Here is a 13942-nt window from a genome sequence, read left to right on the forward strand (position 1 = left end):
TGTAGGATGAAATATGTCAAAGATTAAGATTGTTACGGATTCAAGTACGACTATCGAACCCAGTTTGGTCGAAGAATTGAATATAACAGTTGTTCCATTATCTGTAATGGTTGACGGAGTCGTATACTCTGACAACGATTTAAAAGAAGGAGAATTCTTAGAGCTCATGCGTGGGTCGAAAAACTTGCCAAAAACAAGCCAGCCCCCAGTAGGACTCTTTGCGGAAACTTTTGCTGATTTGGCTAAAGATGGCAGTCAGATTATTGCCATTCTCTTGTCGCATGCCTTGTCAGGGACAGTAGAAGCTGCTAGACAAGGAGCAACCCTTTCTGGTGCTGATGTGACAATACTCGATTCAAGCTTTACAGATCAGGCTGAAAAATTCCAAGTTGTAGAAGCAGCACGCATGGCACAAGCTGGTGCCAGCAAAGAAGAAATCCTTGCAGCTATTGAAACAGTCAAAGAAAAAACGGAATTATACATCGGTGTATCAACCCTAGAAAATCTAGTCAAGGGTGGTCGTATTGGACGTGTTCAAGGGATGCTGAGTAGCCTACTCAATATCCGTGTCATCATGGAAATGAAAGACCATCAGTTGACTCCGATTGTCAAAGGACGAGGCAATAAGACCTTTAAAAAATGGCTGGAAGAGTTCACGGCAACTCTAGCAGATAAAAAAGTAGCCGAGATTGGTATTTCCTATTCAGGAACGGCTGATTTTGCAAATGAAATGAAGAGTCAATTACAAGAGTACGTCTCAAAAGAAATTTCTGTTTTAGAGACAGGTTCCATCATTCAAACTCATACCGGTGAGGATGCCTGGGCTATTTTGATTCGTTATGAATAACAGGAAGTTGATTCAAGGCTTTGTTTTCTTTTTTCTGGCAATTCTAGGGTCGATTTTTCTATTTCATCAACTCATTCCTGTTGCCTCATCTCGAATCTCCAGGCAAGAGCTTACCGTATCAGAAAAAATCAGTTTTCGATATGTGGCACTTGGTGATTCTTTGACAGAAGGTGTTGGAGATACAACTGGACAGGGGGGCTTTGTTCCCTTGTTGGCTCAATCTCTAACTAACGATTATGGTTATGAAGTAGATTATAAAAATTTCGGAGTTTCTGGGAATACCAGTAATCAGATTCTTAAGCGAATGAAGGAAGATGGCGAGCTGATAAGTTACTTAAAAACAGCAGATCTGTTAACTCTGACAGTTGGTGGCAACGATTTGCGCAAGGCTATTATTAAAAACATCGCCAATCTCAAAGTTTCAACTTTTGATAAGCCCGCAAAAGATTACGGAAAACGATTGGATACAATTATTAAGACAGCGCGTAAGAATAATCCAAATCTTCCCATCTATGTTGTCGGGATTTACAATCCACTTTACCTCAATTTTCCTGAATTGACAGAAATGCAGACAATTGTTGATAATTGGAATACGATGACAGAACAGATAACGGAAAAATATCAGCATGTCTACTTTGTTCCAATCAATGATTTGCTCTATAAAGGATTGGAAGGCGAGGCTGGTATTAGTCAAAATGGTAGCCAAGTTACCAATAATTTACTGTATGAGGAAGACAGTTTCCATCCCAATAATACTGGATATGAGATTATGAAAAAAGCGATATTGGAGAGAATGAATGAGACCACGGAAAGCTGGGAACCTTAATATTTGGAAATGGCTATTTTTAGCCCAGTTGGCTTTATTGATTGGTTGCGGAATAGTCCTCTATACACGGATTCAAACAGATAGAGAGGATTTAACAAAGCTCGTTCAGACTAGTACAGAAGATACCAAGGTTGGGACCTTCTCCACTAACAGGGAACAGCTCAACCAAACCCTCACTAACTATCTAAAAGAGTATCAGACGGAAGAGTTTTCCTATCAATTATTCATAACGAGTCAACAAGTAGTTTTTGAAGGCAGCTATCAGATTTTTGGTGTGACTATCCCACTCTACATTTATTTTCAACCTAGCAAAATGGAAGATGGCAGTATTTTGTTACGGATAACAGAAATATCAGTTGGAAGTTTATCCTTGCCGAAAACAGAGGTATTAGCTTATTTACAAAAAAATTATAAACTACCTGCCTTTGTAAAAATAGACTCCGAACAAGCGCAAGTACAGGTTCAACTGACAGAACTGAAGAACAAATTTGGTCTGTATGGAAAGGCGAATACGATTGATTTGTACAACGACCAATTCATTGTTGATATCTACAGAAAAAGACAGTGAAATAGCATTAAAAACTTGACCAAACGCCTAAAATTAGGTACTATATAGAAGTGAGTAATAACTCAGAAAATTATTGGAGGACTTAGCAAATGGCTAATAAACAAGATTTGATTGCAAAAGTTGCAGAAGCGACTTCATTGACTAAAAAAGACTCAGCAGCAGCTGTTGAAGCAGTATTCGGAGCAGTAGCAGACTACCTTGCAGCTGGTGAAAAAGTACAATTGATCGGTTTCGGTAACTTTGAAGTTCGTGAGCGTTCAGCACGTACAGGTCGCAACCCTCAAACAGGTGCAGAAATCAAAATCGCAGCTTCAAAAGTTCCAGCATTCAAAGCTGGTAAAGCTCTTAAAGACGCTGTTAAATAATAAAAAGGTCCAGTGGACCTTTTTATCTTTTGCTTGAAAACGGGAGAGCAAAACTGGGGATAGACTGTTTTATCCCTCGCTTAAAAACAAAAGAGCGAGGCTAAGCATTAAAAAGCCTATTGTATCAACGTTTCTACGTCGTGCAGTAGGCTTTTTTCTTGTTTAAGCGGCAAATAAGGGGCAAAACTTTATACTCAATGAAAATCAAAAGTAGCCTAGGAAACGAAGCCGAAGATAGAACTGGAGTTTATCAAGGCAAGTTGACAACGGATAATTTTGATTTTCGAAGAGTATTAGTAATTTTCTACACTACACATTCTCGTTTTAAGACAACAAAAAACCAGCCTTGGGCAGCTGATTTTTTAGGAGATTTATGAAAAATTTTAGGATACACCTATAGTATACTCGAATTTTCAGATTCTTCATCGGTCTGTAGACCTATTTTGTTAAAAAATAAACATGTGCTATAATAGAAAAAATAAAAAAGGGGAGATTTTTTATGACAATCCGTAAAGCTAGACAATCTGACATTCCGATATTAAATGAATTGCTTCAAGATATTTTACAGGTGCACCACCAGGCACGACCAGATATTTTTAAAAGCGCAGGTCAAAAATTTTCTGAGGCTGAATTAGTAGCACTTTTGGAAAATCCAGATAAGCCTATTTTTGTCTTTGAGTTAGAGGGACAAGTGGTTGGGCATCTTTTTTGTGAATTATCTACCGCAACAGGCGATGTTTTAGAACCAGTTAAAACCTTGTTTATTGATGATTTGTGTGTAGCCAATTCTGCGCGTGGTCAAAGAATTGGCGAGCAGCTTTATGAATTTGCTCTTTCCTATGCTAAGGAGCAGGGTTGCCACAATCTTACCTTGGATGTATGGGCTGACAATGCAGGAGCTGTCCGTTTTTATGAACGCCAAGGAATGAAACCACAAAAGTTCCGTATGGAGCAAATAATAGAGTGAGGCTGGGCAAAAAGCCCAGGACCACTACTCAGAGTTCGTGTCAACATCTCAGCGCAGTGGTTGATTGGCAGATTTGTTCGTGTTTTGCACTCCAAATCTGGCCTAATCAACTGTGCGGGGGTGGGAAGACGAACTCTTTTTATCTTGGTCGAGTTCTTTCCCACTCCCAATGTTCTCTCATTTTTGCTAATAAGTTTTGAGCAGTTTCTAGGTTGCTGTGCTTTTCTTTCCGCAGGAGTTGGGCTAGTTGATCTACTTCATGCTCCTCGGCGCCAGCAAGTAGCGCTAGGGATTTTGCGTGGAGCTTCATGTGACCAGCCTGAATCCCTGAAGTAACAAGAGCACGCAGGGCAGCAAAGTTCTGACAGAGACCGACAGAAGCGATGATAGAAGCTAATTGGCGTGCCTTTGGTTGTTGGAGAAGGTCAAAAGCGACTGTTACCTTTGGATTGAGGCCGATAGAGCCACCGACGGAGGCAATCGGAAGAGGTAGGGTGATGGAGCCGACCAAGTGCTCGCCATCAATGGACCAAGTAGAAAGCCCCTTGTATTGCCCATCACGGCTGGCATAAGCATGGGCTCCGGCTTCGACTGCCCGCCAGTCATTTCCTGTAGCGATAACGACAGCATCTATACCATTAAAAATCCCTTTGTTATGTGTCGCAGCACGATAAGGGTCCACTTGCGCCAGTTTGCTTGCCAGGGCTATTTTTTGAGCAGTTTCTTGAGCAATGGCAGAGCTGGTAGCCAGACTAGAGATGGCAATATGGCATTGGGCGGTGATCAGTGACTCTGTTGCATAGTTGGAGAGGATTCCCATCAAAGCCTGTCCCTTGCTGAGCTCTTCTAAGTCATCCTTAACAGCTTCTAACATGTTATTGAGGATATTGGCTCCCATGGCTTCTTGTACATCAACCTGAAGATAGACAATCAAAAACTCATCCTTACTCTCAACAGTCAATTCTCTTGCACCGCCCCCTCGTTTGACAATGGAAGGGTGCGCTTGATTGGCAGTTTCTAAAATACTCTCCTTCTGGTCAAGAATCGCCTGGGTCGCTCTGCTATGGTCCGAAATATCGTAGAGAGCAACTTGTCCAATCATGATACGGTTGTGAATAGTCGTTGTAAAACCGCCAGATTTAGCGATGATTTTGGCTCCGAAAGATGCAGCTGCAACCACAGAAGGTTCTTCAGTAACCATCGGTACAGAGTAAGTTTGTCCATCCACTAGAAGTTCTGGAAGTACAGAAAAAGGTAAGGAAAACGTTCCTAGATGATTTTCTGCCATCTTTCCCGCAATTGCTTCTGGCAGGTTTTCGTCTTTGTATAGAATGTCTAAGCTATCTTCGGATAGGGAACGATTCTGACGGAGAATATCAATGCGCTCTTGGCGTGATTTTTTATAAAATCCGGAAAAAGTTGACATAGGTTCCTCTTTCTATAGGAAAGCGCCCCTTGGTGAGAGCCAAAGGGCGCCGTTTTGGCTTTTATTTACGATAGATACGTTTGTGATTATCCACTTTGATAAGGGCAAAGGGACTTTGGTCTTCTGGTAGGTCAAGGGATGAACAAGTTTCATCAAGTGTAATTTCTTCAAAGAAGACTTGTTCGTATTCCTTAACGCTGAGTTTTGTACGCTGATTGAGTTGTTCTAAACGATTTTCTTGTAAGTGGTCGCGATAACCTTCAACGAGTTGACCGCTGAAAATTTCACAGACAGCGCCGCTACCATAGCTATAAAAGAGGATTTGATCCCCTGTCTCTAACGCTCTGCTATTTTCCAAAAGGGAAAGAAGAGAGAGGAAGATAGAGCCAGTGTAGATGTTGCCGACGACTTTATTATAGACGATAGCTTCCTGGAAACGTTCTGTCAAGCGACTAAGAGTTTCTTCATCCTGAGCAATAGCTTGCAGTCCTTTAAGACCTTGTTTGGAGAAAGGGATATGCAAGCACATGGCAGCAAAATCGTTGAGGGTTTTGCCTGTTTTTTGTTGATAGTAGTCGAAAGTTGTCGTCAAGCAATCGGTGTACTGTTCAGTTGAAAATTTACCATCAACACGTGGATATTTGTCGTAGTTGGGACGCCAGAAGTCGTAGATGTCACGTGTCTGGCAGACATTATCATTGTTGAGGACCAAAATTCGTGGGTTTGCGGTTACTAACATGGCAACTGCACCAGCACCTTGGGTAGGTTCACCGCCAGAAGCGACTCCATATTTTGCAATATCACTAGCAATGACTAGGACTTTTGATTCTGGGAATTGAGCGATATGGCTTTTGGCAAGACTTAGTCCAGCCGTTGCACCGTAACAAGCCTCCTTCATCTCGATGGAGCGAGCGAAGGGCTGAATACCGAGTAATCCATGAATGGTTACGGCAGCAGCCTTACTTTGATCTACGCTAGATTCTGTGCCGACAATAACCATGTCAATGGTTTGTTTATCTTCTTCTGTCAGAATGGCTTCGGCAGCCTTTGCCCCAAGACTGATAATATCTTGAGTGACAGGAGCTACAGCCATTTCAGACTGAAGAAGACCAATCTTAAATTTATTTGGGTCCACATTGCGGGCTTGGGCTAAATCAGCCAAATCTAAAACATAATCGGGTGCCGCAAATCCGATTTTATCAATACCGATGTTCATAATATATCCTTTGTGTACAAATGATAGGTTAACTTGTTTGCGCATTGGAAACGATTAGGGAGATGCCTTGACCGCCTCCGATACAAAGTGAGCAAAGACCAAGCTCTTTTTCTTGCTTGATTAATTCGTGAATCAGAGTGACTAGGATTCGACTACCACTAGCTCCGATTGGATGTCCAAGGGCGATAGCACCACCATTGACATTGACTTTTGCAGGATCAATGCCGAGTTGTTTGACAACTGGAATTGATTGGGCTGCAAATGCCTCGTTGAGTTCGAATAGATCGATATCCTCGACTGTTTTATTCAGTTTTTGTAGCGCTTTTTGGCTAGCAGTAATAGGTCCAAGCCCCATCAATGCGGGATCTAAACCGCTTGTTGCGTATGCCTCAATATAGGCGAGTGGCTGGATATTTAGCTCACTGGCTTTTTCATCAGACATGAGTACCAAGACAGCACAGCCGTCGTTGATGCCAGAAGCATTGGCTGCGGTGACGGTTCCATCCTTTTTAAAAGATGGCCGAAGTGTTGACAATTTTTCAATTGGCGTCAGACGAGGGTACTCATCTGTGGCAAAAATAGTTTCGCCTTTCCGATTTTTTAATCTAATAGGAACAATTTCGTCAACAAATCTTCCCTCAGCAATAGCTTTCGCAGCCTTCTCTTGGCTACTGTATGTAAAAGCATCTTGCTCTGCGCGACTGACTTGATAGTGTTCAGCAACATTTTCTGCAGTAATGCCCATGTGATAGTTGTTGAAAGCATCTGTTAGACCGTCTGTCAGCATAGAATCTTCTAGAGTAATATGACCAAATTTACTACCAAACCGGCTAGTTTTAGATAGATAAGGTGCCTGGCTCATGATTTCAATGCCCCCAGCCACAACTACATCATTGTCACCGAGAAGGATTGATTGTGTGGCAAGAAGGACTGATTTGAGACCGGAACCACAGACTTTATTGACTACATAGGCAGAGGCTGTCTGAGGAATGCCTGCACGAATAGCAATTTGACGTGCAATATTTTGTCCTTGTCCTGCTGAAAGAACATTTCCGAAGATAACTTCATCAACGCTGTCTGCAGGGATGTTTTTATTAGCTAAGGCTGTTTCGAGGACTTGCGCCCCTAAATCAGCGATTTCAATATCTTTCAGACTGCCTCCGAAGCTGCCGATAGCAGAACGATAGGCAGACACGATAGCTACTTTTTTCATGATAACTCCTATAGTGGTATCGTTTTGAACTGTCGTGTTCAGCCTTACTATTATACCATTATTTTGTATTTTTTCTAAGAAGAAAGATAGGTCTAGAGACTGAATTTACATGAAAGAGTAATGAAAGCGTACACAGATTGTGGAAAGGCTGGCATTTTTTTACCTTTTCGTGTAAAATAGAGAAGTATAAGAGGGAAACCTCAAAATTTAAAGGAGAATCCATAAATGGTAAAATTGGTTTTTGCTCGCCATGGTGAGTCTGAATGGAACAAAGCTAACCTTTTCACTGGTTGGGCTGATGTTGATTTGTCTGAAAAAGGTACACAACAAGCAATCGATGCAGGTAAATTGATCAAAGAAGCAGGTATCGAATTTGACCTTGCTTTCACATCTGTATTGAAACGTGCTATCAAGACTACAAACTTGGCTCTTGAAGCTGCAGATCAATTGTGGGTACCAGTTGAAAAATCATGGCGTTTGAACGAACGTCACTACGGTGGTTTGACTGGCTTGAACAAAGCTGAAGCAGCTGCTGAATTTGGTGATGAGCAAGTTCACATCTGGCGTCGTTCTTATGATACTTTGCCACCAGAAATGGCTAAAGATCATAAGTATTCAGCACACACTGACCGTCGCTATGCACACCTTGATGATTCAGTTATTCCAGATGCAGAAAACTTGAAAGTAACGCTTGAGCGTGCCCTTCCATTCTGGGAAGATAAAATTGCTCCAGCATTGAAAGACGGTAAAAATGTATTCGTAGGTGCACACGGTAACTCAATCCGTGCCCTTGTAAAACACATCAAACAATTGTCTGATGACGAAATCATGGATGTGGAAATTCCAAACTTCCCACCACTTGTATTCGAATTGGATGAAAACTTGAACATTGTGAAAGAGTACTACTTGGAAGCATAATTCATTTAAGGCCTGAGTTCGCTCAGGCTTTTTTAGTTTTGAATATCGGATTTTTCATAGAGAGTATGGTATACTGGTGGTATTAAATGGTAGGAGGAATTTATTATGGCAAGTAAAAAAATGTTGCACGCTTGTTTGCGTGTTGAGAATTTAGAAGCATCGCAAAAGTTCTATGAAGAAGGGTTTGGCTTTAAAGAAACCCGTCGCAAGGACTATCCAGAGCACAAGTTTACCTTGGTTTACTTAGCACTTGAAGGAGATGACTTTGAGATTGAATTGACCTACAATTATGATCATGGTCCCTATATCGTAGGCGACGGTTTCTCGCATCTAGCTCTTTCTTCAGATGATTTAGAAGGTGATAATGCTAAGCATAAGGAGCTGGGCTATCCAACGACAGACATCAAGGGCTTGCCAGGAAGTCCAGGTCGTTATTATTTTGTGACAGATCCAGATGGCTACCGTGTGGAAGTCATTCGTGCAGATTAATTTAGAAAAGATTGCCTAGGCAGTCTTTTTCTTTTCAAAAAAAATCAGAAATGGCAGAAGGGAGGGAATTAGAAAGCAAATCAATTATTTATACTCAATGAAAATCAAAAGTAGCCCAGGAAACGAAGCCGAAGATAGAACTGGAGTTCATCAAGGCTCTTGACAATGGATAATTTTGATTTTTGAAGAGTATTACCTAATCTTTTTATGAGTTTTTATAGAACTGTCTTGACAAGAGCCTTTAAATGATTTAGCATAGTTTATATATGTTTTGAATGGGAGGCTGGAGATGAAAAAAGTTAGTTTTTGGTTGGGAATCAACATCGCCTTGCTCGGCATAATGGTAAGTTTGGCTGTATGGTTATTTGCAGGACTTCAAGAAAGACAGGTTAGTCAGTTTATCGAGGAAAAACAACAAACCATCCTCGCTAAAGGCAAGGGCAAAATTCAAGAGGGAAATATTGATACGACCCATGTTGTGGCTGCCTTACCTACAGATGATGCAGGTCATGTCTTAGGACCTGTAGAAAGTCGAATGATTTCCTATGTTCAAAGACGCTTTGGTCATAAAAAACCAGCAGGAAAAATTCAAAAACTGGTCTTTGTTTCATCAATAGAGGGAAAAACAAATTTTAAAAATGTAACAGCTCGTGAAATTCAAGCGGAGCACTATAAAGTAGACAACTTGCAAATTAAAAAGCAGGATAAACTCCCGTCTGAGCGTGTGTTGTTGACGCAGGACAATGAATTGTTTACCCTGGAAGATTTATTACCTAATTTATCCTCTGCAGCAAGTATCATTGTTGATCATCTAAGAGAAGCCTTACTTGCTCAAGGAATGAAAGAGACTGATGTAGAAGCGATTGTCAAAAAATTTGAAACACTAGACTTAAATGCGATTTCCTTTAGTTATGGAGACAGCCAATTAACCTTACAATTACCAGATGGTTACGGCATCAACCAGTTGGTTCTACCAATTTCAGATTTGTACCCAGTAGTGAAGAGTGATTATCTAGTAGATGCTGATAAGGTTGGCTATGATGAGTATATGGCTGCACAAGTTGTGGATAAGAAACATTTGAGACAGGTCGCTCTAACCTTTGATGATGGACCAAATCCGAACACAACACCGGTAGTTTTAGATTTACTGAAAAAATATAATGCCAAAGCAACTTTCTTTGTTGTTGGTAAGGCTGTAGCTGGGAATGAAGCTATTCTCCGTAGAATGGTAGCGGAAGGGCACGTCATCGCCAATCATACGTGGAATCATCCCAATCTAGTCACTATTTCTGGGGAGCAAGTACAGAGAGAAATTCAAGATACACAGGCAGCTATTACTGAAGCTACAGGTATTGTACCAACAATGGTTCGCCCTCCTTATGGTTCGGTTAACCAGGCTGTTGTCAATCAGATGGGACTTCCATCGATTTATTGGTCGGTCGATTCTAAAGATTGGAAGAGTCGCGATCCACAAGCCATTTTGAAAGAAATAAAAGAACAGACTTGTCCAGGAAGTATTATCCTAATGCATGATATTCATCAGACAACAGTTGATAGCCTCGAGTCTGTATTGCAATATTTAACAGGCGAGGGCTACAATATGGTCACTGTAACAGACTTACTCGCCAGTCCTCTCAATCCTCAATTAATCTATTATTCACAAGAATTATCTGGTCCAGCCCAGTAAGAATGATAAAAGGCTTAGAATCATGTTAGTAGAAACACTGGTTCTAAGCCTTTTGCATATTGTTCATTATATTTTGTAGAGCTCTTGATTCTTGAGAATGACTTCTTGGACGGAGGCATACTTTTTCAATTGTTTTAGTTCGCTAGGACTAGATACTAGGGTGATGACAAGACCTTCCTTGCCCATGCGTCCAGTACGTCCAGAACGATGAGTGTAGGCTTCTTGGTCAAAAGGAACTTCAAAGTTGAGGACACATTCTAAGTTATCAATATCAATACCGCGTGCGACCATATCTGTAGCAAGTAGAAGATTGAGTTCGTGATTCTTGAAACGTTCGATGATGACCTTGCGGAATTTTACGTTGACATCAGAAGCCAATGAAACTGCATTCACACCATTATAGAGTAGTTTATCTTCGCTTGCACCAAGGTCTGATAGGCTGTTAAAAAATGCAAGAGCACGAAAATCAGGGATATTGGCGAACTTACGTAGAGTTTCCAAACGGTCACGCTTATCTACCATCATATAGCAATGTTGGATATTATCCAATTTCTGCTCAGATAAATCAATGCTTTCAATGTCCTCAGCAATTTTTTGACGGTCAAATTTAGCTGTTGCACTCATGTAGATTAACTGGTGGTCACGAGGTACATAGTTGATAATCTTTTCAACAAACTGATATTGAGAATCGGAGAATAGCTGATCAAACTCATCTAGGACGATGGTATTGACATTCATCATCTTGATTTTTTTCAATTTAATCAACTCGAAAATACGACCAGGTGTTCCAATCAGGATTTCTGGTCCTTTTTTTAGTCGCTCAATCTGGCGTTTTTGACTGGAACCAGACAAGAATAGTTGAGCAGTCAGCCCAATTGTTTCCGACCAAGTCTTACAAACATCAAATATTTGACCAGCCAGCTCTGTATTTGGTGCGAGGATGAGCAATTGTTGAGCTTTTTTAGGAGTTAGGGCTAATAGACTAGGCCAGAGGTAGGCAAGGGTTTTTCCTGTACCTGTTGGGCTGATAGCTAGAAGGGACTTGCCGTTTGCAATAGGCTCAAAGGCCTGGACTTGGATAGGAGTAAAGTCCTCAAAGCCAAGTAGGGTAAGCTGGTCCGTCCAGCTGGAGGGAAATTTAGATTTCATTGTTATCCGCCTTAAAGATTATTCCTGCGTCTTGACGCATGGTGTAAAGTGTTTGATGGACGCTTTCTGCCACATCCAGCCATTCATTGGCTAGGTCGTGATTGCCTGTCTGTATAGCTTGGGCAATGGCTTGTACCTCTTCCAGCATAGCATCTTCCTGAGCTCGGATAGGTAGGACTACTTGGCTACCATCATGTTTTGTGAAAATAGCAGAGCTGATATGCTGGCAGGCGTTGAGGGTGAGAGTTCCCTCACTGGTATATATTTCGCTTGGTAGATTGCTAGTGATATTTTTTCCAGCCTGAATACTTACTAGAAAATCATTATAAGTCAGTTGCCCAGTCCCATTCAAATCAATGGATGAAGGGAGTTGTTGAGCAGTGTATCGGGCTGCATTTGGTCTGCCAAAGAGGCCAATGGCAGTATAGAGGGTATAGATACCCAGATCCATTAAGGCTCCGCCTGAAAAATCAGTTGAAAAGATATTTGGGGTCTGTCCTGCCAAGAGGTCAGGCATTTTGGAAGAGTATTTGGCATAGGAGAAGTTGGCCCCAAAAACAGTCTTATCCTTCAAGAAGTCCCTAATAATAGCGATGGCTTCCTCGTGGTAATTGCGGGCAGCTTCAAATAGGAAGACACCATTTTCCTTGGCAATCTGACGAAGTTGGGCCAATTCTTGAGGTGTGGACACCATAGGCTTTTCAACGATAGCGTGTTTGCCGGCCTTGAGAACAGCTTTTGCATGTTCAAAATGCAGGGCATTTGGACTGGCAATATAGACCAAGTCAATCGGTGCAGAAAGGAATTTTATCCATTCTGTGTATAATTTTACATTTTCGTAATTTGTTGAAAATGACATAGCTGTTTCCAGTTTTCTTGAAAATATCGCTGATAATTGAAGATATTTACTCAAATGAGCGGAGGAAATGAACTTGTGACTGATGTCTGAGGTACCAATAATACCAAAATTTAGCATAAATTCTCATTTCTTTATGTGTTATCCTTTCCATTATACCATGTTTCATGGTAAAATAGTATTGAAAATAGAAGGAGATGATGATGACTCAGAAACCCATTATTATTGGCGTAACCGGCGGATCTGGGGGTGGCAAGACAAGTGTGTCGCGTGCCATTCTGGATAATTTCCCAAATGCTCGCATATCAATGATTGAACACGATTCTTACTATAAGAATCAGTCACACCTAACCTTTGAAGAACGGATATTGACCAATTATGACCATCCACTGGCTTTTGATACGGATTTGATGATTTATCATATCAGTGAGCTATTAGCAGGACGTTCAGTGGATATTCCGATTTATGATTACACTCAGCACACACGTTCAGAGAAGACCTATCGTCAGGAACCACAAGATGTATTTATTGTGGAAGGTATTTTAGTATTGGAAGACAAACGGTTGCGGGATTTAATGGATATTAAGATATTCGTCGATACTGATGACGATATTCGTATCATTCGCCGCATTAAGAGAGACATGGAAGAGCGTGGCCGTAGCTTAGATAGTATCATTGAGCAGTACACCTCGGTGGTGAAACCAATGTATCACCAGTTTATCGAGCCAACCAAGCGCTATGCAGATATCGTCATTCCTGAAGGCGTCAGCAACGTTGTAGCCATCGACTTGATTAACACCAAGGTGGAGAGTATATTAAGAGAGCGTGGTTAAGATGCCGAAGCAAAGAATATTACCTCATATTATATTAGGGATTATGGGTGCTAGCGGTCAAATGGTAACTGGCAAACAGATTACCGAATATGTTCAACGTGATTTAGGCGAATTTTGGCAGGTTGCCCATAGCCAAGTCTATCCAGAATTAAAACGTATGACCAAGGAAGAATTGATTACTTGTCATGCAGTACCTGGAAATGAAAAGGAAAAGCAGTATGCGATGACGGCTACTGGTCGTCAGATTTTAGACGAATGGCTATCCATTCCAAATGAAGAAACGCCTCAGCAAAAAGACTTGTTTTCAATCAAGATGTTTTTTATCCGTGAAAAGGATGACCCACGGATTCCTGGTTTGTTGCAGAGTCAAATTGAACTAGTCACCAAGCACTTAAAACACCTAGACAGTCGTAAAGTTGAGCTGTTCTCAACCAAGGAAAGTATCCAAGACAATTATGGACACTATTTGATTTTGACACGGTCTATTGAACGCAACCGTGCCCAGCTCAAATGGTTAGAGGATACACTGGCAGAAATGTAACGATTCGGATTTCCGAATCGTTTTTTCTTGTGTCCTGTTTT

The 13942-nt window shown here is 41.2% G+C and carries 17 protein-coding genes; 11 read left to right on the top strand and 6 right to left on the bottom strand.

Annotated elements, in window-relative coordinates; genetic code table 11:
* Nucleotides 1–13: 13 nt before the first annotated feature.
* From CWM22_02970 to CWM22_02995, 6 genes are all read left to right on the top strand, one after another.
* Nucleotides 14–847 carry a DegV family protein gene (locus tag CWM22_02970; protein AUC90943.1) on the top strand — a complete coding sequence of 278 codons (834 nt, stop codon included), beginning with the start codon at nt 14–16 and terminating at the stop codon, nt 845–847.
* Nucleotides 840–1673: a GDSL family lipase gene (locus tag CWM22_02975; GenBank protein AUC90944.1), complete on the top strand. Its 834-nt coding sequence runs from the start codon at nt 840–842 to the stop codon at nt 1671–1673. The genes CWM22_02970 and CWM22_02975 overlap by 8 nt, the downstream gene beginning before the upstream one ends.
* Nucleotides 1645–2241, top strand: a complete 597-nt coding sequence (locus tag CWM22_02980) for a DUF2140 domain-containing protein (protein AUC90945.1) — start codon at nt 1645–1647, stop codon at nt 2239–2241. The genes CWM22_02975 and CWM22_02980 overlap by 29 nt, the downstream gene beginning before the upstream one ends.
* Before the next feature lie 89 nt (nt 2242–2330).
* Nucleotides 2331–2606 (top strand): HU family DNA-binding protein, encoded by a 276-nt coding sequence (locus CWM22_02985; protein ID AUC90946.1) that lies wholly within the window; start codon nt 2331–2333, stop codon nt 2604–2606.
* A gap of 197 nt (nt 2607–2803) precedes the next feature.
* Nucleotides 2804–2983, top strand: coding sequence for a hypothetical protein (locus tag CWM22_02990; GenBank protein ID AUC90947.1), 180 nt, complete (start codon nt 2804–2806; stop codon nt 2981–2983).
* 122 nt (nt 2984–3105) lie between these two features.
* Complete coding sequence (locus CWM22_02995) at nt 3106–3573, top strand: N-acetyltransferase (protein ID AUC90948.1); 468 nt, start codon at nt 3106–3108, stop codon at nt 3571–3573.
* Here CWM22_02995 and CWM22_03000 read toward each other — a convergent pair.
* From CWM22_03000 to CWM22_03015, 4 genes are all read right to left on the bottom strand, one after another.
* On the bottom strand, nt 3516–3743 hold the full coding sequence (locus CWM22_03000; GenBank protein ID AUC90949.1) for a hypothetical protein: 228 nt from the start codon (nt 3741–3743) through the stop codon (nt 3516–3518). The two genes, CWM22_02995 and CWM22_03000, sit on opposite strands and share 58 nt — an antisense overlap.
* Nucleotides 3713–4999, bottom strand: a complete 1287-nt coding sequence (locus CWM22_03005; GenBank protein AUC90950.1) for a hydroxymethylglutaryl-CoA reductase, degradative — start codon at nt 4997–4999, stop codon at nt 3713–3715. Before CWM22_03005 ends, CWM22_03000 begins: the two co-directional genes overlap by 31 nt.
* Before the next feature lie 61 nt (nt 5000–5060).
* Entirely contained in the window at nt 5061–6215 is a 1155-nt protein-coding gene (locus CWM22_03010; protein AUC90951.1) for a hydroxymethylglutaryl-CoA synthase, read from the bottom strand.
* A 28-nt stretch (nt 6216–6243) separates the two neighbouring features.
* On the bottom strand, nt 6244–7428 hold the full coding sequence (locus tag CWM22_03015; protein ID AUC90952.1) for an acetyl-CoA C-acyltransferase: 1185 nt from the start codon (nt 7426–7428) through the stop codon (nt 6244–6246).
* A gap of 225 nt (nt 7429–7653) precedes the next feature.
* Between CWM22_03015 and CWM22_03020 the strand changes: the two genes are divergently transcribed.
* The 3 genes from CWM22_03020 (at nt 7654) to CWM22_03030 (ending at nt 10522) form a co-directional block, all read left to right on the top strand.
* Nucleotides 7654–8346, top strand: a complete 693-nt coding sequence (locus CWM22_03020) for a phosphoglycerate mutase (protein ID AUC90953.1) — start codon at nt 7654–7656, stop codon at nt 8344–8346.
* A 105-nt stretch (nt 8347–8451) separates the two neighbouring features.
* Nucleotides 8452–8835, top strand: a complete 384-nt coding sequence (locus CWM22_03025; GenBank protein AUC90954.1) for a lactoylglutathione lyase — start codon at nt 8452–8454, stop codon at nt 8833–8835.
* A 289-nt stretch (nt 8836–9124) separates the two neighbouring features.
* A complete protein-coding gene (locus tag CWM22_03030; GenBank protein ID AUC90955.1) occupies nt 9125–10522 on the top strand; it encodes a peptidoglycan GlcNAc deacetylase in 1398 nt (465 codons plus the stop codon).
* 66 nt (nt 10523–10588) lie between these two features.
* On the opposite strand, the gene CWM22_03035 is transcribed toward CWM22_03030, so the two are convergent.
* Together CWM22_03035 and CWM22_03040 are read right to left on the bottom strand one after the other, a co-directional pair.
* On the bottom strand, nt 10589–11671 hold the full coding sequence (locus CWM22_03035; protein ID AUC90956.1) for an ATP-dependent helicase: 1083 nt from the start codon (nt 11669–11671) through the stop codon (nt 10589–10591).
* On the bottom strand, nt 11661–12647 hold the full coding sequence (locus CWM22_03040) for a gfo/Idh/MocA family oxidoreductase (protein ID AUC90957.1): 987 nt from the start codon (nt 12645–12647) through the stop codon (nt 11661–11663). Before CWM22_03040 ends, CWM22_03035 begins: the two co-directional genes overlap by 11 nt.
* A gap of 83 nt (nt 12648–12730) precedes the next feature.
* Here CWM22_03040 and CWM22_03045 point away from each other — a divergent pair, with 83 nt between their 5' ends.
* Complete coding sequence (locus tag CWM22_03045; GenBank protein ID AUC90958.1) at nt 12731–13360, top strand: uridine kinase; 630 nt, start codon at nt 12731–12733, stop codon at nt 13358–13360.
* 1 nt (nt 13361) lies between these two features.
* The gene (locus tag CWM22_03050; protein ID AUC90959.1) at nt 13362–13901 is read left to right on the top strand and encodes a PadR family transcriptional regulator; all 540 of its coding nucleotides are present in this window, start codon (nt 13362–13364) and stop codon (nt 13899–13901) included.
* Nucleotides 13902–13942 lie beyond the last annotated feature (41 nt).

The sequence above is a fragment of the Streptococcus suis genome, from assembly GCA_002831545.1.
GTDB classification, from domain to species: Bacteria; Bacillota; Bacilli; order Lactobacillales; family Streptococcaceae; genus Streptococcus; species Streptococcus suis_P.

Excerpts from the sequence above, each read along its gene's own strand:
- CWM22_02970 (AUC90943.1), top strand. The coding sequence starts at position 14 with ATGTCAAAGATTAAGATTGTTACGGATTCAAGTACGACTATCGAACCC.
- CWM22_02975 (AUC90944.1), top strand. The coding sequence starts at position 840 with ATGAATAACAGGAAGTTGATTCAAGGCTTTGTTTTCTTTTTTCTGGCA.
- CWM22_02980 (AUC90945.1), top strand. The coding sequence starts at position 1,645 with ATGAGACCACGGAAAGCTGGGAACCTTAATATTTGGAAATGGCTATTT.
- CWM22_02985 (AUC90946.1), top strand. The coding sequence starts at position 2,331 with ATGGCTAATAAACAAGATTTGATTGCAAAAGTTGCAGAAGCGACTTCA.
- CWM22_02990 (AUC90947.1), top strand. The coding sequence starts at position 2,804 with ATGAAAATCAAAAGTAGCCTAGGAAACGAAGCCGAAGATAGAACTGGA.
- CWM22_02995 (AUC90948.1), top strand. The coding sequence starts at position 3,106 with ATGACAATCCGTAAAGCTAGACAATCTGACATTCCGATATTAAATGAA.
- CWM22_03005 (AUC90950.1), bottom strand. The coding sequence starts at position 4,999 with ATGTCAACTTTTTCCGGATTTTATAAAAAATCACGCCAAGAGCGCATT.
- CWM22_03010 (AUC90951.1), bottom strand. The coding sequence starts at position 6,215 with ATGAACATCGGTATTGATAAAATCGGATTTGCGGCACCCGATTATGTT.
- CWM22_03015 (AUC90952.1), bottom strand. The coding sequence starts at position 7,428 with ATGAAAAAAGTAGCTATCGTGTCTGCCTATCGTTCTGCTATCGGCAGC.
- CWM22_03020 (AUC90953.1), top strand. The coding sequence starts at position 7,654 with ATGGTAAAATTGGTTTTTGCTCGCCATGGTGAGTCTGAATGGAACAAA.
- CWM22_03025 (AUC90954.1), top strand. The coding sequence starts at position 8,452 with ATGGCAAGTAAAAAAATGTTGCACGCTTGTTTGCGTGTTGAGAATTTA.
- CWM22_03030 (AUC90955.1), top strand. The coding sequence starts at position 9,125 with ATGAAAAAAGTTAGTTTTTGGTTGGGAATCAACATCGCCTTGCTCGGC.
- CWM22_03035 (AUC90956.1), bottom strand. The coding sequence starts at position 11,671 with ATGAAATCTAAATTTCCCTCCAGCTGGACGGACCAGCTTACCCTACTT.
- CWM22_03040 (AUC90957.1), bottom strand. The coding sequence starts at position 12,647 with ATGCTAAATTTTGGTATTATTGGTACCTCAGACATCAGTCACAAGTTC.
- CWM22_03045 (AUC90958.1), top strand. The coding sequence starts at position 12,731 with ATGACTCAGAAACCCATTATTATTGGCGTAACCGGCGGATCTGGGGGT.
- CWM22_03050 (AUC90959.1), top strand. The coding sequence starts at position 13,362 with ATGCCGAAGCAAAGAATATTACCTCATATTATATTAGGGATTATGGGT.